Here is a 19,964-nt window from a genome sequence, read left to right as displayed (position 1 = left end):
GGGGTAGCCAGACCCCCTTAAGAGGAAGCTTTTTATGCGTTTAAGAAAGTTTGTTCACTTTAGTGTTTTAGTGAACTTAAACTTTCTTAACAGTAAACAAATTCCGGCTGCTCTCCCTTTAAGGCATTTAATACGTTGCGGGCAGTGATCATCCCAACTTCTCGGAGCGCTTCATAGGTATACCCAGCCATATGCGGAGTGGCGATAAAGTTAGCCAATTCTAATAGCCGCGATTCCTTGGCGGGCTCTGCGGAAAACACGTCGAGGGCGGCTCCGCCTATCTTCCTTTCCTTTAAAGCGATATACAAGTCCTGCTCATCGATGATGCCGCCTCGCGCTGTATTCACAATAAAGGCAGTTGGCTTCATCGCTTCAAGCTGCTGCTTCGCAATCATTGCTTTGGATTGTTCGTTAAGGTCGGTATGAATCGTAATAAAATCGGACTCCTTATACAACTGATCTAATGGAACATAAATGACCAGGCCGGACTGGCTTAATTGTTGGTCGGGATAGAGATCAAAGGCCAAGATTTTCATCTGAAAGCCCTGGGCTCGGCGGATGACTTCCTTTCCAATTTTCCCAGTACCAATTACTCCTAGCGTTTTTCCAAACATCTCAAAGCCAATGACCCGTGGCCACTCCCCTTCCCTGACTTCGGTGAAAGAACGAGGGATTTCCCGCGCTAGCGACAGCATAAGTCCCATGGCAAGGTCTGCTACGGCATGACGATTGGCTCCTGGAGCAAAGGCAACCGGAATATCTTTCTCCGCTGCGGCCTTCAGGTCAATATTGTCCACACCTGCTCCATGCTTGGCTATGACCTTCAATTTCGGGACATGGCGCAGGACGTTCTGGGTGATCTTTTCCACCCCGACAATCAACCCGTCAACATCCTCCAAGGCTTTAGCTAGCTTTTCTTCGTTATGGCTGATCTCCGCAGGGAGAATAACCACCTCACACCCCTCCGCTTCCAAAAGATGAACCGGATCAAGCGAATACTTTCCGAAAGTTGGTGATGTAGATACGACTTTATACATAGATATTTCCTCCTTTTTTTAAATACCAATCAACCAAAGATAGAACGGAATGAGCAATAGCATAATAAGCGCGTATTTCAAGTTCCAGCGGATGGATAGCTCAAACACATCCACTTTCAATAGATGAGCCAATAGATTGTTTACGGCTGTGGCAGGAGAAACCGTATTCGAAATTCCCCAGCTGGCCAACAGCAGGACAGCAAAATATTCTGGACTAAACCCAATCAATTCCGGTTCGATACTCGTTGCAAGAATCGTCACCATGATAATGGGATGTAAGCCAACAACAGCAGATAAAACAATCAATAGGGAAATAAAAATGGCGGCTCCCAATGAAAACGAACCAAATACAGCATTCATCAATCCGATCAAATGTTCGCTAAGTTCTGCCTGAACGAAAGCGCCACTGAAAAAACCAGCAATCAGAAACAGCACAATTTCCTTTTTCATCCGCGGTATTCCTACATAAACGTGCTGTTGAAACTCTTCTGCCCAGAAAGCACCTTTACCGGATAAACTGCACCATAACAGCGGAAAAATCAAAGACACTAAGCAAATGATGAGCACCATTGAATAGGAAATCATCATTTCCATCAGTAAAACGAGGCCCATCACCAAAAATAGGAGAAGAAACAGTTCAATCACCTTACGCTTGGTTCTTAAAAATGGGATATCCCCCATCCCCTCCACTGGCTCTTCCCCTCGGCGCTGGTCTTTTGACCGGATCAACGGCAGATCCAGAGAGAACCCGACAACCATGCTCATCAGGGCCAGCCCAAGAGAATAAAGGACAATCGATGACCAGGCAATATGCAACTGGCTTAAGATCAGAGCCATGGCAGAAAAGTAAGGCGACCAAAAGATGCTGCTCACAAACCCTCGATTGAGAGCATTGGCGACCAAGCGGGACGAGTAAATATTGGACGCTTGTGTCAGTTGATGCACAATCGAAACCGCTCCAATATTCAACACCACCCCAAGAATATGGGTCAACAGCTTAGAACCGACATAGAAAAAAGAAGGTTCATTCATTCGGCGGGATAAGACCCATTTCAGCGCTTCGACATATCCACCCGCCCGAACCGGAATGCCCAGAAGGGGAACAAACAAAATCAAGGCGACCAAGGTCAGATTGACCCTCATGGATTGGAGCCATTCCTGAACAGAAGCTTCATAGTAAAACATTAAACCTACTGCGACAATCAGCATGACACCGCTTATCATTAATGTGGATCCCCGAATTCTTGGCATCACCCATACGATCACACCGAGAATAATGAAGCTGACCGCCGCCTCCACCTCCGGTACAGGGAAAATTTGCAGCATCAAATAGCCGAGAGCCAGTAAGCTAATGATCATCCCTTGACCTTTTTCCGTACGCGAAGCGGAAGGTGACGCCTTTTCCACCGGAACATAAGATTGAACACTCAAAGCCATGACCTCCTTTTGCAATGGCTCTGTTAACATTGGTTATTGATTTTTTGAATAGGTTCAGCAGGATTAGGCGGACATAGAGTTCGCTATTCTTGTGAAAAACAGATATAGGAGCTTTTTTCGGACATTGAGTTTGTTATTTGCTCAAAAATGTTGAAATAGAGCAGAATCTCAACAAAATAACGGAACCTATGTCCACACCACTCTCAATCATTCAATTTTTTCTCATTTAACGAATCTAATGTCCGTAATGGAACAGGATGGGCAAAATCAACAATGACATTTAACAGAGCCTTTACAATAAAAACAAAAAAACTCAGTCCAATGGCATGGAACTGAGTTCATCTACTAGATGAGAAGATTTTATTCAAACCTTCCCAATAGAAACCCTTTAAAAGGCAATATGATATCACTTACAGTGATTATAAAAGGTTTTCAATCAGAGTTCAATCATTTTATATTCTAGCCGTCCGGACAACCTCGGTCATCATCTTCAAATTGGGATAATTGCCTTCAAGGTATAAACGAACGACTTTTTCAATATCATAGTCCACCCGTTGGATCGATGTGTTCAATTTACCCTCTTCGATTTGAATCAGACCATATGAAGCTTTGGGGATTCCATCAAACGGCAGACCCACGCTTCCAATATTCATGATCACTTTACCATTGATATACCGAATATACGGTTTATGAATATGGGCGTACACATAAATCTGCGCATCCTGGGAGCTCATCAAGCGGCTTTCCAATACCCCATCCTCCGCGTTGGGAAGAACGACGTCAAATAAACTATCTGGTGTAGCATGAAATCCATGTATAACCGTTCCATTGATCTCACAATGAATGCGGGTTGGCAAACCTTCTAAGTACTCCATATCGGAAGGCTCAAGTCTAGAAACGATCCACTCGCGCTCGGCATTCATCATCTGAAGAGCTTTCTCGGGAACTTCCCCTTCGCGAACTCCTCGGACGACCCATTCGTCTGCATTCCCCTTGATGACTTCCGTATTCAATGATTGAATGAGCTCAAGGGAACGTTTGGGTTCCGGCCCGCGGTAGCAAAGATCGCCTAATACGTATATTTTATCGATTTCCTGTTTCTTTATATCGTTAAGAACCGCATCCAAAGCGATGGCATTTCCGTGAATATCCGAAATAAATGCTATTTTCATCCCTTTAACCTCCACTAGATAATAGTAAAAGTTTACCATTCTCTAGTTTTCAAGTCCAACAGGGTTGAATTTTGCGAGTTATGCATGTTCAACTTTGTTAAAAAAGCATAATGAAAAAACCACCACACCGGGTCGGTGAAGTGGCTCAGAGAGTCTCTATTAATTTTTGATATTGATCTGTATTTGGGCTTTTGAACGGGCTTCTTCCAGCCATTTTTGAGCCTCTTGCTGTATCTTTGCACTTTGCAAGTACTCTTTCACCATTTCTTTCTGGTTGGCTTGTCCATCTGGAGGTAATTGGGCTAAATATTGATTAACTTCTTCGTCCGAGACGGTTACCTTATCTGAAAACATTTTTTTCTGTACGATATTAAACGCAAGATTATCCTTTAATTCACTTTCCGTGATTTGACTTTCTGTGAGTGCATTGTTGTAGTTTTCGCCTAACTCACTTTTAATTTTATCTAATTCTTTATTGATCTCTTCTTCTGTTGCTTGAATATTGGATTTCTTAGCCTCTTGCTCTAGCAACTTCTTGTTTATCAATCCGTCAAGGACTCTTTCCCCTTCTAGCTTGTACAATTCTTCAAGAAGCTGTTCCTTCTTAATCGATTCTCCATTGACAATCGCAGCGGTTTTACTATTTCCGATAGAAGCGGACGCTTCTTTACTCATCATAGAATCCTGTACGACAGCGATACCGACTATGATCACACATAGGGTTAGAAAACTAAGAAGCCATTTGTTGAAAACTACCTTCATTGTGCACCTCCTCAAGATAAACCTATTATAAAACATTAACCTTAAAGAAACCTTAAAAATAATGAATTTTATTTTTCCACCTTATTCATTGATAGCTCAAAATGGCTCGAACACTAGAGTTACCCCTCTTATTGATTAATCTCTCGAAGGAAATCTATTAGAATAATTTAGGAAAATGTGACGAATATAACATCTTTCTATAAGAAGGATCCTTACAATAAAAAGGCAGGAAAGAAAACTTGGAACGACCTTTGAAAGGAGAGACTTACCTTTGGGCTTTTATGAGGAATACAAAAAGCTGAAAAACATTCCCTTTGAGGAATTTTTTCAAAATTGCAATCAAGGGATGGTTAAACGTGTATTAGAAAAGGATCAGCTAGACGAAAGAGATTTTTTAATTTTGCTTTCCCCCATAGCGAAGGAATTCCTAAAGGAGATGTCAGAGAAGACCCGGCAGTTAACCACGCAACAGTTTGGCCATCAGATTCAATTGTTCACACCTATGTACCTTGCAGATTATTGCGTAAATCATTGTGCCTATTGCAGCTTTAGTATCATACACGGCTTTGAGCGGAAAAAGCTGAGTATGCAAGAGATTGAGGAAGAAGCGAATCAGATCGCGAAAACAGGGATTAAGCAAATTCTGATTCTAACAGGGGAATCACGAATTGAAACCCCAGTTTCTTATATTAAAGAAAGTGTTCAAGTACTAAAAAAACATTTCTCGTCGATAGCGATTGAAATCTACCCGTTAAATACGGAAGAATATCAAGAACTAGTGGAAGCAGGTGTAGAGGGACTCACTATTTATCAGGAGGTCTATAATGAGGATATCTACAAAGAAATCCACATTAAAGGACCCAAGCGAAACTATCTGTACCGGCTTGATGTACCAGAAAGAGGCTGTATTGCAGGAATGCGTTCTGTAAATATTGGCGCCTTGCTGGGAATGGATGATTGGCGTAAGGAATCTTTTTTTACAGGAGCACACGCCAACTATCTGCAGAATAAATATCCATTAGTCAATATCAGTATTTCCCCTCCTAGATTGCGGCCCCATTTAGGCAGCTTTCAGCCGAAATCGGTTGTCAGTGATGAGGATTTGATCCAGATTGTACTCGCTCTGCGGCTGTACCAACCCAAGCTGGGACTAACCTTGTCCACCAGAGAAGGATCGGAACTGCGCGACCGGATGGTTCATCTCGGCATTACCAAAATGTCTGCCGGTGTATCCACAGAAGTAGGTGGATATTCTCAGCAAAATGAAGAGAAAGGGGTCCAGCAATTCCAAATCTCAGATGAGAGAACGGCCGAGGAATTAATCGATAGGTTAGTCAACCAAGGCTATCAGCCCATTTTGGACAAAAATGCTCTTGTTAAGGTATAAACATCGAAACACGCTGTTGTTCCGATTCTAGTGATCAGGGCAGCGTGTTTTTCACGATCCGCTATTCCTTCGATTCCCTGAAGCCGCTCTAATAAAACATTCCTTATATCTTCCTCTTCTATTAACTCTACCAGTGCTTTAGCATCAACTCTATCTTGCTTCAATCGACTCATCTCTGCTTGATAAACCGCTATAACAGCTTGTATCTGTTCCAATGTCAAATCTTGAAGCCCATTAGGAGTGGAAATCGAAATCCTTTGAGTCTGAGCAGCGAGTTCTACCACTTCCTTAAATAAATCCCAACGCTCGGTATCCTGGATGAACTCGCTGGAAATAGAATAAGCTTTTGGTCCAATGATGATCTGAAGATCCCCAATCTGGGGCATTTCAAAATGGTTTCCGGATAGTAATATACGCACGACATCAATCCATGTCTCTTCACTCATAGCAGATAAAGAGAAGTCAGGGGAAATTCCCACTTGATTATAGCTATTTCCTTTGGGTGTTAAGATCTGAAAACTCGTATACTTTAACAACCCGCCATTGGATAAGTCCACGTTATTTTGACCCACCCCTTTACCGAAAGTCGTTTCCCCCAACGTTGAGGCCTTCTCATGCTCTTTCATCGCGCTGACTACAATCTCCGCAGCACTAGCTGTTTCTTTATTTGTGAGGATGACGATCGGTACGGGGTAATCATCATATAAATTTGTACTCCAAAAGATCTCCTCATCTCCATTGCGGTATCTTAAGACGCTTGTCACTTCATCTTTTGGAATAAAGGCAGATAGGATATGTGCGGCAGACGAGATAAATCCACCGGGATTATTCCGAAGATCAATGACCAGTCCATTCACCGTCGAAGGATCAGCTTGATCCTGTAACCAACCTAACGTTTGGTAAAAATCTTTCCCGGTCTCCTCTGTGAAATGATTGATTAATATGTACATCAATTGCCCATCTATCATGGAGCCCTTTACCGTCGACTGGTAAATTTCTTCACGAGTGATGGAGAAGGAGAATTCGCGCCCTTCCCGCCTAACGACCACAGTTACCTCGGCCCCTGGTTCCCCCAGGAAAGGCTTTGCTCGTTCTTCTTCAGGAAGCTCCGACAAAATCCAGTCATCCACCTTCGTAATCACATCCGTTACTTCTAAGCCTGCTCTTGCAGCTGGTGAATCTAAAATCACCTCCGTCACCTTCATCCCCTCAACATCAGGAAACATCACGACCCCGATCCCAGCATACCTGGGATTTATATCTTCGAGAAATTCTTGATATTCCGTCGGATTCATGTAGCCCGTCCACGGATCATCATATTCGTGAGCCAACGCATTTACAATCGACTCAGGAGTATGGTTTTGGTTTAGAATATGTTGCTGAACGTCATATAGATAATTTTCACGTAATTGCTGGCGGATTTCCCCCAATACAAATAAGTCTGGAGAAGTGTCGGAAGATGAATGAGAGTTAGGCCCTTGTTCAACTTTGCCTCTCACCTCTAAGAAACGGGCTACCACCAGAGCCACTTGTTCCCTTCGCGCATTCCCTTGAGGATCGAAAAGGTTGCCCTCAGCCCCGTACATCAATCCCAGTTCTACCGTTGCTCCCACGGCATCTTTTGCCCATGCGGAAATCTTATCTGTATCTTTAAAAGTTAGAAGGGACCTCTTGCCTGGAGAATCAAGGTCAAGAGCACGAACCAAAATCGTTGCCATCTGTTCACGCGATAGGGCTTGCCCCGTGCCAAACTGATTCGGTCCTACTCCCGCTATGATGCCAGCTTCAGCCAACGCCTCTACCGCTGCAAAAGCATAGTGATCCTGGGGCAAATCGGAAAAGGCAGCATGGCTAGACGAATGATTGGCTTCTAGGCCGAGGGCTTTGGCTAGGATAATAGCAAAGTCTTGCCTCGTCACCAAACCGGCAGGATGAAATTGTCCATTTCCTATTCCATGTATCACTCCCTTGGCCGCAAGCTCTTGGATGGCCTGTTTCGCGTAAGAGTTTTCAATATCTGAAAAGGAGATTTCCGCCATCGCACTAGAGAGGGGTGAACTTAAAATAAGGAAGGAAACTACTGATTGGACTATCTTTTTACTTACTTTGCGCGGAAACAAGAACAACGATTGATCCCCCTCACTAAAAATAGAAAAATTTACTAGCCGATCTTACCTTGCTATATTACTACACTATTTGATACGTAACTACTAGAAATACATAAAAAAGAAAGAAGAGCACAACACCCATGCGCTCTTCTTTCCTTACAGCAAGCCGTCTATTTATTCATCCCGCCCATCACGATCCCGATCTCTGTTATGCGGTACGTTTGGCAACTGGCATCGAAGATGCAGCCGTTCCTTTTTTAAGGAATCCAAAAGGAGCTCCTAAAGATAAAACCTTTCTTTCAAAGAAGTTATTTAAGAAAATCGCACCGCAGGCATAAAAGCCCAACAAGGAAATGCTGAATTCAGAGATGGCCGCGAGCTTAGAGAATAGCGCAGCATTGATCCCTAATGTGGCTAGTCCCAGCGATATAAATAAAACATCAATGAGAACCAAAATGGCAGCGAACACTTTATTCGTTTCAAATGCCGCAACGGTAATGAATATGGAGAAAATCAGGTATCCAAAGAAAGCAAAGGCTAGTTGCTTTGGGTCTGCCAACGAATCCACTTCACCGAACCAGCCTAGACTGATTGCCCAGTGCATCGCAACTCCCATCCAGAACAGCCCATAAACGCCCAGGACAATGGAGCCGAAGTAATTATTTTTCTTAAAGTCCACCGTAGAAGCCCAGATTTGAGCCAAGGCTCCCAAGAAGATGGCCCATGGCAGTACAAACGTCGTCCCTGATGTCCACCCCATTTTTTGCGAGGCCGCCACAAAGGTTACCATGGATAACCCAAAAACGCCAAGTGCTGTAGGATCTGACATTTTGGTTTCTGTTACAACTACATTCTTTTCCATACTACTCCACTCCCTTGTTTTGATATAGAAAATACCCCGGTTAAATCCTGCTAACAGCGCTCTCCTGGTCTTTCTCTATTTATTCGCTGCGAACAGAAGGGATATATTCTTTCTGTTTAAACACTTAATTGGGACTGACTCAATACTTGCTTAATATCGCTGAATACCTTTGCGATTTCTTGCTGGCCATCTAGGTTTCTTACCAGTCCCTTTTGTTGATAGTATGCAAGAAGAGTTGCCGATTGCTCGATATTGATATCTAAGCGAGTAGCCACCGTTTGTTCGTTATCATCATCGCGCTGATGCAATTCTCCACCGCATTTATCGCAGATTCCCGCTTGGACCGGAGGATTAAAGGCAAGATGGTAACTGGCTCCGCATGGTTTGCATATCCGCCGGCCAGTCAAACGAACCATGAGTTCCTCTCTAGGCACTTCAATATTGATCACATGATCAATGTGACGCCCCATTTCTTCCAGGGCTTTACCTAATGCTTCAGCTTGTACAACCGTACGCGGAAATCCATCCAGCAGAAAACCATTCTGGCAATCATCGCTTCCTAAACGCTCTTTCACTATGCCAATCACCACATCATCCGGAACCAATAATCCCTGATCCATATAAGATTTGGCTTTTAGGCCCATTTCGGTTTGTTCCTTTACTGCGGCTCGAAACATATCCCCAGTAGAAATATGCGGAATCTTATATTCCTTCACCATAAACTCCGCTTGTGTTCCTTTTCCTGCCCCTGGCAATCCCATTAAGATCATGTTTGTGCTCATTCTCTTCCTCTCCTCCTCATCTTTTGCACTTTGTTTTATCTATGTGTTTTAGATTAAAACCTTGCATCAATATAACAAACCGACTAGTTGGTTTGTTATTGCAATGCCCTCTTTATGACACCCCAGTATCAGAGATGGTTCAATTCTAAAGTCCAATTATAGGTAAACACATCATATTACTATGGTTTACTCTCTCTGAATAAAGAGCGTTCTCATTTTACAGATTGAATCTCTTTTTCCATAAATAGTTAGCTTACTTGTATTATAACAAGCATACTATTAAATTCAATACTTTTTTACATTTTATATAAAAACCCCCTACATTTAGAGTTGACTAGAAGTCCTTTCAAGCTAGAAATGGCCGCAAATGAGTGACCGATAACAGCTTTACCGACCAGAAATTTGATTCCATAGACCTAGATAAACATGGTTTATAGGCGTTTTTACCCGCATATGAGATTATATCAAACTAAATGCAATATACACATAAAACTCAATAGAATTAATTTAAAATATTTTGTTTACAAATCAAAAACCTTGATTTACAATCTGTCCTATAACACTATAACACAGATAGAGAATAAGAGCATCAAAAAACAAGGGAGTGGAGAAACCATGAATAATACCAGATCTCGGGAGATATCCTCCTTCAATTTGCAAGCGAATTTAAAAAACTATGAGGAAACGGCCTCTCAATTTGACTGGATGGATATTGAAAAGGAGTTTACCTGGCATCAGACTGGAAAAGTGAATATCGTATTTGAGGCTATTGATCGTCATGTCCAGGTAGGGCGCGGAGATCGAATAGCTTTATACTTTACCGATGGAATGCGAGATGAAAAGTATACCTATCGGGAATTAATGGAGTTATCATGCCGTTTTGCAAATGGCCTCAAACATCTCGGCATCGCCAAAGGCGACCGGGTGTTCCTCTATATGCCTAGAAGCCCGGAGTTATATATCGCTCTTTTAGGGGCCGCTCGAATCGGCGCCATCGTCGGCCCGCTGTTTGAAGCGTTTATGGAAGGAGCGGTTAAAGACCGCCTGAACGATAGTCAGGCCGTAGCCGTGGTCACTTCCCCTGAGTTAAGAGAAAGAATAGCGGATCAGGAGCTGCCTGATTTAAAGCACATCATTTTAGCGGGGCCAGGCAACGAATCTCTTCAGGAAAAGGAACTTCGTTTTGAAGAGCTCATGAATCAGTCCGATCAATATGTGATGGAGTGGGTAGATCGCGAAGACGGCCTCATCCTGTTCTACACTTCTGGCAGTACGGGAAAACCGAAGGGCGTACTCCATGTCCACAACATGATGATTCATCAGTTTGCCGCTGGAAAATGGGTTTTTGATTTTCAGGAAGGCGATATTTACTGGTGCACCGCTGACCCCGGTTGGGTAACCGGTACGTCTGCCGGCATTTTCGCCCCCCTCTTGCACGGGATTAGCAGCGTTTCTCGCGGCGGGCGATTCAAACCGGAAAATTGGTATGAAACGCTTGAGAAATATTACGTCACGGTGTGGTTTAGTGCACCGACCGCGTTTCGGATGCTGATGTCCCAAGGCTCTGAATTGCCAAAACGATATAACCTGAGTTCAGTACGACATATCTTGTCCGCTGGCGAGCCCCTCAATCCGGAGGTCATTTACTGGGGATTGGAAACGCTTGAGCGACGAATTCATGATAACTGGTGGATGACAGAAACCGGATGCACCATTTGTGCGAACTATGGATCCATGCCAATACGCCCCGGTTCTATGGGAAAACCGATGCCAGGCATTGAAATGGCCATTGTCGACGATGAAGGTAATGTGCTGCCTCCCCTTCAGATGGGTAATCTCGCAGTAAAGCCAGGATGGCCCGGCATGATGAGACAAATTTGGGGCGATCCGAAAAAATATGAATCGTATTTCTTGAATGGCTGGTATGTAAGCGGCGACTCCGCCTATCAGGACGAGGATGGATACTTCTGGTTTGAAGGACGCGTGGACGATGTGATCAATACATCAGGCGAACGCGTGGGACCGTTCGAAGTAGAAAGCAAGCTTGTAGAACATCCCGCTGTCGCTGATGCCGGTGTCATCGGGATTCCCGACCCCGTGCGCGGAGAGATCATTAAAGCCTTTATCACCTTAAGGGTGGGTTACCAGGAGAACGAAGAATTGATTCAAGAGATTACCCAGTTTGTTCGAAAAAGACTCGCTGCCCATGCCGCTCCCCGCGTGATCGAATTCAGGGATAAACTCCCTAAAACGCGTTCCGGAAAGGTCATGCGCCGTGTTTTAAAAGCCTGGGAATTAGGCTTGCCTACGGGGGATTTATCTACGATGGAGGATTAGCATTACCAATAGCCTCACCCTTTTAATGGGGAGAGGCTTTTTGTGTATTTTTTTGCAGTTTAGTCAGCGATTTCTACTCTTTACACAAAAATTAAAACTGTTTAGGACAAAACTATACGCAACATTCGAAAACTTACTATAATTGGAGTAACTCGAAAATCACTTAAACACGATATTAAAGGAGGAAACGATGAAAACGACCAAAAATCGCTGGCTCATTGCTTTATCCGCTATTGCTATTCATCTCTCGATTGGTTCTGCATACGCTTACAGTGTATATAAAAAGCCATTAACCGAAACCCTGGGTTGGTCAGAGACAAATGTTACTTTAGCCTTTACCATTATGATGGCGCTTGCAGGATCGTCCGCAGCCATTTTCGGAAAGTTGGTTGAAAGACTGGGTCCAAGAAAATCAGCCCTGCTCGCCGCTGTCTTGTTCGGTTTGGGACAAGCTGGCTCCGGATTTGCCGTTGCTGCCGACTCCTCTACGCTTTTCCTTCTTACTTACGGTCTATTAAGCGGTTTAGGATTAGGGATTGGTTACATCTCGCCCGTATCCACACTGGTAAAATGGTTCCCTGACCGAAGAGGCTTAGCTACAGGAATGGCGGTACTTGGGTTTGGTTCAGGAGCGCTTGCTACAGCTCCAGTTGCTGCAAATCTAATTGTAAGCGTTGGCATTGCCAACACGTTCTACATTTTAGGCGCATGTTACATCACACTCATGGTGCTTGGCGCGTCCTATATTGCCCCTCCTAAAGAAGGTTGGATGCCAGACGGCCTGAAGAAAGCGATTGCATCCGGCCAAAAAGTAGTGATCAAAGACTTAAGACAATTAACTTCTAAAGAAGCGGTTAAAACCAAACATTTCTGGATGTTATGGACCATGATGCTGATCAACACGAGTGCTGGCATTATGATGATTTCTGTAGCTTCTCCTATGGCTCAAGACGTCGTTGGGTTATCCGCTGCTGCGGCAGCTACTATGGTAGGAATCATGGGAATCTTTAATGGGGGCGGCAGATTGGGCTGGGCGGCAGCATCCGACTATATTGGTCGCCACAATATATTCTTAATCTTTTTTATCATCCAAATCGTAGCGTTTGCAACCCTCCCTTTAACAACCAATGTACTTGTGTTCCAAGTCCTGATCTTTCTCGTGGTGAGCTGTTACGGCGGCGGTTTCTCTAATCTCCCTGCCTTTATTGGAGATTTATTCGGAACCAAACAACTCGGTGCCATTCATGGCTACCTTTTAACAACATGGTCTCTCGGCGGGATCATTGGACCGTTGTTAGTCAGCAAAATTAAAGCCGCAACAGGCAGTTATATACCAGTGTCCTATGTTTTCCTTGCATTAATTACGATCGGCTTCCTCATTTCGATTCTCCTTCGCGCGGATATCAAAAAGTACCGAAGCCAACAGCAGCAAAAAGAAGGAGTGGCATAAACGACTGTTCATAAAGTGTAAACAGATAAACTTGGCAAGAAACTAAAAAAGGAGTCAAGAGCTGTAGAGCTCTTGACTCCTTTTTTGTTCTCTTTCCACATTGTAAACCTAGAAAGTGCAATCAAATCAATATGGCCCACACGATCATTGTGACAACGATGGTGGTTACCCCTTGCAATAAGGTGGCAGTCGTTTGTGCCCTATAGGCATCTGTGACTTTCATTCCGGTGAATTCCGTTACGACCCAGAAGAAGCTGTCATTCACATGGCTAACGGTCATGGCCCCTGCCCCAATCGCCATCACGACTAATGCCAAGGGCAGCGCCCCTTCGATTCCCATAGCAGGCAGCATCGGTGCAATCAAAGAAGAGGTGATTACCAAAGCGGCCGTCGATGAGCCTTGAGCGGTTTTAAGAGCGGCAGCAATCAAGAATGGAATGAGCAGGAACATGGCCCCGCTGAACATATCCCCAATAGACCACCCTTGGATCACATCGGCAATGCCCGTGTTTTTAATCACCGAGCCAAAGGCGCCGCCAGCTCCCGTAATCAACAAGATCGGTGCGGCATCTGTCAAGCTATTCCCGATCCAGCCCGTTAAGGTTTCTTCGTCAAACTTAGGCAGAAGAGCAAAAGAAGCAAAAATCCCCATAAGGAGTGCGACGATGGGTGTACCTAAGAAATTCAAGAAACCGGCTAGTGGACCCTCCATGGCCTGGAACTTGACGATCGAGCTTAGGGCAATAAGAACAATAGGCATCACAATGGGCAAGAAAGACTTAAAAGTAGATGGCAAGACACCGAATGACTTCACAATCTCCTCATAATCAAAGTTCTCGTGATCATCCGGAACTTCGATTTTGCTCGCTACTTTCGTGGCCCAAAGATAACCCACGAGGACCGCAGGAATCGCGATCAGAAGTCCAACCACAATAATCGTACCCAAGAAATCGCTCGCCCCTATGTTACCCGCAGCGGCAATCGGCCCTGGGGTTGGAGGGACTAAGGTATGGGTCGCGTATAAGCCAGTGGCCAAGGCGACAGACATGGAAGCTATGGCCACTTTGGCCCGCTTGGCTAACGCTTTTTTTAAGCTGTTTAAAATGACAAAGCCAGAGTCACAAAAAACGGGAATGGAAACGATATAACCGATCAAGGACATCGCGAGTTGAGGTCTTTTCGGTCCTACCACGCGCAATACCACTTCGGCCATCCGCAGAGCAGCACCGGACTTTTCCAGCACCGTCCCGATGATCGTACCGGCCACAATCACGATCCCGATCGAGCCCATGAGTCCTCCAAATCCGGTATTAACGCTCTCAACCACCTTATCCAGTGGCATTCCGGAAGCGATTCCGATAAAAAATGCGCCTAGCAAAAGGGATAAAAACGGATGCAGCTTCAGCTTGGCCGTGGCAAGGACCACTAGGACCACTCCAGCTGCTAAAACAGCAAATAACATAAATCTCTCCTCCTATATGTTATGAACGATGATGTAATGCGGCGAGGTAGGTTCGAAGCACTTGCTCCGCTGTGAGGGAAAGCAATTCCTCTCCCCGGTCCATCGCTTCCTGCAACGACATGGGCGCGCTTACTATGCTGTGAATACTGTGTATGCCGTATTGGTATAGCGTATCGATCCCCTTCCCAATGGAACCGGCAAGGGCCATTACGGGGATTCCTCTCTTGGCTGCTTCCTGGGCTACCCCCATCGGCGTTTTTCCCGATGCGGTCTGGAAGTCAATTTGACCTTCACCGGTAATGACCAGGTCGGCCCCTTCCATTGTCTCTCCCAGCCCGGTATATTCAATGACGATGTCAATTCCGCGTTTCGTTTGCGAGGGGAAGAACGCCTGGAAGGCCCCACCGATTCCGCCGGCGGCACCAGCCCCTGGCCGGTCGTGAAGGCGAATCCCCGTATGAGCTTCAACTAAATTTGCCCAGTGATTCAAATAGCCGTCCAGCGCTTCTGCCATCTCGGGTGAAGCTCCTTTTTGCGGGCCGAATACATGAGATGCCCCATATGGTCCGACAAGGGGGTTTTGAACATCCGTTGCGATCAAAAACTCCGCTTCAGCTATTCTCGGATCGAATTCGCGGCTATCGATCTCGGCAATCCGATGCAGTTCCTGTGCGCCCATCCCGATCGGCTTTCCCTCTGCATCCAGCAGTTTCATCCCCAAGGCCTGCAGCATGCCGATTCCGCCGTCATTGGTTGCGCTTCCGCCAATGGCCAAAATGAATTTTTTGCAATCGTTATCTAAGGCGCTCTTGATTAATTCACCGGTTCCGTAAGTGCTCGCCTTCATCGGATCACGCTGTTCAGGCGTGACGAGATATAATCCCGAAGCACTGGCCATTTCGATGATACAGGTTTCTTGATCGCCAAGAATTCCGTAAGCGGCTGCCACAGGTGCATACAACGGGCCTGTAACCGTAACTTCCACTTTTTGTCCGGAGGTAGCGGCAACTAGACTATCCATCGTCCCCTCTCCCCCATCCGCTACCGGAACCAGGCGCAAATCCGCATTTGGCAATACCTTTTTTATCCCTCTGTCTATTGCAATGCATGCTTCCCAAGCAGACATGCTCCCTTTAAATGAATCTGGTGCAATGACAATCTTCATCTTCCCCCACCGCCTTTTCAAAACGCTTTCAAATCATAATCTTTATTATAGACAGACAATACAATAAATTCATTGGTTACCATATACAAAAAAGACGGTTTATTCGAGGTTCATTTATGTGTATGATTAACAATATCAAAAAATTCAAAGGACGAATTCCGATATGCTAACGAAAGAGATAGCGAGAGAAATTGTTGAGCAAACAATGATCCGTTTAAACCGGAATATCAATATTATGGACCATGAGGGAAAGATTATCGCTTCAGGCAATCCGGATCGGATTGGTCTCCTGCATGAAGGAGCCCTGGAAGTTTTGCGCACCGGAATCCCCCTGCTGGTCACCCGCCACCATCTGGATCACTGGGAAGGAACCTTGCCGGGAATGAACCTTCCGATCCAATTTCAGAACCAAATCATTGGCGTGATCGGCATCACGGGAGAACCGGAGGAGATTCAGGAATTCGGCGAACTGGTGAAGATGGTCACGGAAATGATGATTAACCAGTCGTTTATCGCCTCTCAGCTGGAGTGGAAGCAACGGATGAAGGAGCAGATTTTCGAAGATCTCCTTCTGGAGCAGGCTCCCCAGGAATCCATTCGGCAGCGGCTAAATCTGCTTAACCTGCAATGGATTCCCCCTTTTCAAGTAGGCTTAGTAGAAGGCACCCATAGCACGCTGAAAAAACAGGAGCTCATTGAAAAGATGGCCCAAAACCTGGATGAGAAACGAGTCATGATCGGATCAATAGGCGCTAATCGATTGTTTTTCCTTTTTTCAGGGATTCCCGAAGCCCTCATTTACCGAAAAATGGATCACCTCCAAAAGTTCTTGCATCAGATGGGGATTGATCATCGCATCGGCCTAGGCACCTCCAAAATCGATCAGGGAAACATCCGCTATTCCTTAGATGAAGCAAAAGCAGCTTTAACCTATGGCACCCCCAGTCAAACCTTGATCAGCTACACGGAAATCGAGACAAAAGCACTGCTTTCGTCAGTCGATGCCTACGCTAAAGAACGGTTCCTCGAGCGCATTTTAAACCAGATGCCTGATAAGATGCTGGACACCCTGGATGTGTTCTTCCGCTGCAACCTAAACATTGGCGCATCGGCTAAAGTGCTATATATCCATCGCAATACGCTAAATTATCGGATCAGCAAAATGAAAGAGGTGACAGGCTATGATCCGCTGCAATTCCAGGATGCGGTTTCCCTTCAGTTAGCCCTATGGCTCCATCAGATAAAACAACGGCACCGGGAATAGGGCCTTGTTGGAATGGGCAGGGAAGATGCTGTTATTGGATCCGATGCTTGGCCACCGTTTAATTCTGCATGGGGATATGCTAAAATGGAGTACAATAATAGAAAAAGCTTCATTGAAGTTTATACTTTCTTATTCCGTAAAAAGCTACAGATGCTGGCACATCTGCAGCGACATTGCACAAATCGATTCCCACTGGGGATCGGCTCATACCTCGTGAAGGAAGACCTCCTAAGCTCGCCGGCTCAAGGGAGGTCTTACTTTTTATCTTTTGACAGCATGGTGACTACAACTTGAAAAATCGTTGCGACCAATAGCCCAGATCCAACTAGCAGACTCAATGCTTCGTATACTGTTATGATCTCACCCCCTTCCATCCTTAGATGGGAAAGAATGAGCGACCGCCCTTGAGTGAGCCTATCAATTGTACAATACTGGTATTATATCACAACTAATTAAAAATAGGAACATTTGTTCCCCTTTTTGTTTACCCATTTCTATCGGGGCTTATTTGCTTTTATCCTTTGCAAAAAAATCTCCATAGCCTTCGTCAAATAGGGATCTTTTCTTAGAATGATAGAAAACTCCCTAAAAAAAGGATCTTCCCCCACCCGGATGCGGGCTAATGTTCCGGCTTCCAAATCCTTTTGAACCACCCATTTCGAAAGCAAACCAATGCCAAGCCCTGCGGCAACCGCTTCTTTCACACCTTGGCTGCTGCTGAAAACAAAAGATTTTTTCACTTTAATCTGGTGCTCATCAATGACCTGGTCATTAAAAGCTCTTGTACCCGAGCCATTTTCTCTGAAAATCCACACTTGGTCGTTCAAGTCCTTCATCTTCACCGTTTTCTGCAGGCTCAAAGGATGATGATTAGGTGCAATAAAAACCATCTCATCCTTCAGATAGGGCTCGATAACCAAGCCTTTACTGTCCGCCTCTCCTTCGATCAGGCCCACATCCAACTGACTTAACCGAACCAGTCGAGCTACATCCTCTGTATTGTTAATCGTAACTTCCATATCCACCATCGGAAATTCTGCGGAGAACTCCGCTAATAAGCGAGGCAAGATATACTCGCCAATCGTATAGCTGGCTCCTATTTTCAGGCTGCCTGTCACCATGTTTTGCAATAAATTAATTTCCTGTTTCGCATTTTCATATAAATCTAAAATTTGGATAGAACGTTCGTACAAAATGCGGCCCGCCTGTGTCAATTCCATTTGTTTGGTAGAACGATGGATTAATTTTACCCCGAGCTCATTTTCAAGATTTTGGATATGCAAGCTGACCCCAGGCTGGGAAAGATGCAGCACTTCCGCCGCCTTTGAAAATCCCTTCTGCTGGGTAACCGTTACAAATACTTTTAACGCATCAACAATCAATAAAATCCCCTCTATTCTTTTCCCTTTTTTATTATTATCTCAGCAATACGAGGATTCATCAAACCGCTTGCTTTAGCGCAGTAAAGCATAAGTATTCCTAATCCAACCCATTTGATATCGGTATTTCTCATTTTCTTGCCGGCCCCTTATAGTAAAGGTATACGACAGAAACAAACCCGAAAGGTTGAGAGATATGAGCGTTCAAGTTTCGGCTCACGCTATCCATAAGGCATCATACGGGAATGGGCTGCTGGGAGGGATTCTTTTTACATTTGCTATCGCTTCGCTCGGTGTGGGATTGGCCAAACTCCCGTTTATCAGCTTTCTTGGCCCCATGGTCACGGCCATTTTAATGGCCGTCCTCTATCGCCAGCTGTTTAATTATCCTGAGTCAATTCGTGCAGGAGTGCAATTTTCCGGAAAAGCAATCTTGCGATATGCCATCATTCTTTTTGGCTTTCGGCTTAATGTGGAAGTAATCCTCCATCAGGGATTAGGCCTTTTAGTCAAGGATGTGGTGAGTATCGTCCTTGCGATCGCGGTCACCATGGTGATCGCCAAACGGCTGAAGGCTCATCCTTCCTTGTCCTTATTGCTTGCCATTGGAACCGGGGTCTGCGGAGCTGCAGCGATTGCAGCCGTTTCCCCTATCTTGAAAGCGAAAGAAGAAGATACCGCCATAGGTGTTGGGATCATCGCCTTGGTGGGAACGGTCTTTACTATCATTTATACCTTACTGTACCCCTTCCTGCCGATAACAGGAATCGAGTATGGAATCTGGTCAGGAATGAGCCTTCACGAAATCGCCCACGTTGCCGCTGCGGCCGCACCCGCCGGAGAAGATCCACTCGCCATGGCCTTATTAGCGAAGCTAGGCAGGGTGCTGCTTCTAGTCCCCCTTTGTTTGATCTTGGCTTGCTGGATGAAGAAAAAGGACACGAATACCCCGTCAAAGGTAGAATTCCCCTGGTTTCTTGCCGGATTTGTTCTAGCTAGTTTAATTGGAACCTACGTATCGATTCCACAGGGCGTATTGGATAACATCGCCACCTTCAGTTCCTTCCTCTTAACAGCCGCTATGGTTGGGCTAGGGCTCAACGTAAGCTTCCAAGCCTTAAAAGCCAAAGGATGGAAACCCCTCATTGCTATGTTTATTGCATCGATCATCCTTTCGATAACTTCTTTTGCTTATAGTCTTATGTTTTAGAGGAGAACCTTAAACAAGAAGAAGCCCCTGACTCTTCAGGAGCTTCTTCTTGTTCTGCGATTGCTTATACCAATGCCTTTTCCCCTACTAGCTCGTTATACAACTCGACCGCTTCCTTTACCGATCCATCCTCGTGGATCACATGAGCCA

16 protein-coding genes are annotated in these 19,964 nt (G+C 45.1%); 5 read left to right on the top strand and 11 right to left on the bottom strand.

Annotated elements, in window-relative coordinates:
* Positions 1–86 precede the first annotated feature (86 nt).
* The 4 genes from ABLT31_RS27030 to ABLT31_RS27015 form a co-directional block, all read right to left on the bottom strand.
* Complete coding sequence (locus tag ABLT31_RS27030; protein ID WP_367757700.1) at positions 87–1,037, bottom strand: phosphoglycerate dehydrogenase; 951 nt, start codon at positions 1,035–1,037, stop codon at positions 87–89.
* A gap of 18 nt (positions 1,038–1,055) precedes the next feature.
* Positions 1,056–2,468, bottom strand: coding sequence for a hypothetical protein (locus tag ABLT31_RS27025; protein ID WP_367757698.1), 1,413 nt, complete (start codon positions 2,466–2,468; stop codon positions 1,056–1,058).
* A gap of 458 nt (positions 2,469–2,926) precedes the next feature.
* Complete coding sequence (locus ABLT31_RS27020; RefSeq protein WP_367757696.1) at positions 2,927–3,646, bottom strand: metallophosphoesterase family protein; 720 nt, start codon at positions 3,644–3,646, stop codon at positions 2,927–2,929.
* A 159-nt stretch (positions 3,647–3,805) separates the two neighbouring features.
* Positions 3,806–4,408: a SurA N-terminal domain-containing protein gene (locus tag ABLT31_RS27015; RefSeq protein ID WP_367757694.1), complete on the bottom strand. Its 603-nt coding sequence runs from the start codon at positions 4,406–4,408 to the stop codon at positions 3,806–3,808.
* 271 nt (positions 4,409–4,679) lie between these two features.
* Here ABLT31_RS27015 and thiH point away from each other — a divergent pair, with 271 nt between their 5' ends.
* Positions 4,680–5,795, top strand: a complete 1,116-nt coding sequence (gene thiH / locus ABLT31_RS27010) for a 2-iminoacetate synthase ThiH (protein ID WP_367757691.1) — start codon at positions 4,680–4,682, stop codon at positions 5,793–5,795.
* Here the strand turns inward: thiH and ABLT31_RS27005 are convergent.
* The 3 genes from ABLT31_RS27005 to ABLT31_RS26995 form a co-directional block, all read right to left on the bottom strand.
* Complete coding sequence (locus ABLT31_RS27005; RefSeq protein ID WP_367757689.1) at positions 5,756–7,921, bottom strand: S41 family peptidase; 2,166 nt, start codon at positions 7,919–7,921, stop codon at positions 5,756–5,758. The two genes, thiH and ABLT31_RS27005, sit on opposite strands and share 40 nt — an antisense overlap.
* 190 nt (positions 7,922–8,111) lie before the next feature.
* A complete protein-coding gene (locus ABLT31_RS27000) occupies positions 8,112–8,765 on the bottom strand; it encodes an acetate uptake transporter (protein ID WP_367757687.1) in 654 nt (217 codons plus the stop codon).
* A 116-nt stretch (positions 8,766–8,881) separates the two neighbouring features.
* Complete coding sequence (locus ABLT31_RS26995) at positions 8,882–9,547, bottom strand: adenylate kinase (RefSeq protein ID WP_367757685.1); 666 nt, start codon at positions 9,545–9,547, stop codon at positions 8,882–8,884.
* Positions 9,548–10,162: 615 nt separating this feature from the next.
* Between ABLT31_RS26995 and acsA the strand changes: the two genes are divergently transcribed.
* On the top strand, positions 10,163–11,884 hold the full coding sequence (gene acsA / locus ABLT31_RS26990) for an acetate--CoA ligase (RefSeq protein ID WP_367757683.1): 1,722 nt from the start codon (positions 10,163–10,165) through the stop codon (positions 11,882–11,884).
* Between the two features lie 190 nt (positions 11,885–12,074).
* Entirely contained in the window at positions 12,075–13,334 is a 1,260-nt protein-coding gene (locus ABLT31_RS26985) for an L-lactate MFS transporter (RefSeq protein WP_367757680.1), read from the top strand.
* Positions 13,335–13,455: 121 nt separating this feature from the next.
* Here ABLT31_RS26985 and ABLT31_RS26980 read toward each other — a convergent pair whose 3' ends face one another.
* Positions 13,456–14,796: a GntP family permease gene (locus ABLT31_RS26980; RefSeq protein ID WP_367757678.1), complete on the bottom strand. Its 1,341-nt coding sequence runs from the start codon at positions 14,794–14,796 to the stop codon at positions 13,456–13,458.
* Between the two features lie 19 nt (positions 14,797–14,815).
* On the bottom strand, positions 14,816–15,961 hold the full coding sequence (locus ABLT31_RS26975; RefSeq protein WP_367757676.1) for a glycerate kinase: 1,146 nt from the start codon (positions 15,959–15,961) through the stop codon (positions 14,816–14,818).
* A gap of 163 nt (positions 15,962–16,124) precedes the next feature.
* Here ABLT31_RS26975 and ABLT31_RS26970 point away from each other — a divergent pair, with 163 nt between their 5' ends.
* The gene (locus ABLT31_RS26970) at positions 16,125–17,225 is read left to right on the top strand and encodes a CdaR family transcriptional regulator (protein WP_367757674.1); all 1,101 of its coding nucleotides are present in this window, start codon (positions 16,125–16,127) and stop codon (positions 17,223–17,225) included.
* Positions 17,226–17,479: 254 nt separating this feature from the next.
* On the opposite strand, the gene ABLT31_RS26965 is transcribed toward ABLT31_RS26970, so the two are convergent.
* Together ABLT31_RS26965 and ABLT31_RS26960 are read right to left on the bottom strand one after the other, a co-directional pair.
* Positions 17,480–17,599: a putative holin-like toxin gene (locus ABLT31_RS26965; protein WP_367757672.1), complete on the bottom strand. Its 120-nt coding sequence runs from the start codon at positions 17,597–17,599 to the stop codon at positions 17,480–17,482.
* Between the two features lie 120 nt (positions 17,600–17,719).
* Positions 17,720–18,607, bottom strand: coding sequence for a LysR family transcriptional regulator (locus ABLT31_RS26960; RefSeq protein ID WP_367757670.1), 888 nt, complete (start codon positions 18,605–18,607; stop codon positions 17,720–17,722).
* 193 nt (positions 18,608–18,800) lie between these two features.
* Here ABLT31_RS26960 and ABLT31_RS26955 point away from each other — a divergent pair, with 193 nt between their 5' ends.
* Complete coding sequence (locus ABLT31_RS26955; protein WP_367757668.1) at positions 18,801–19,814, top strand: YeiH family protein; 1,014 nt, start codon at positions 18,801–18,803, stop codon at positions 19,812–19,814.
* The last annotated feature ends 150 nt before the right edge of the window (positions 19,815–19,964 follow it).

The sequence above is a fragment of the Ammoniphilus soli genome (genome assembly GCF_040813775.1).
The sequence above is the reverse complement of the archived record's forward strand: the minus strand, read 5'-3'. Positions and strand labels throughout refer to the sequence as shown.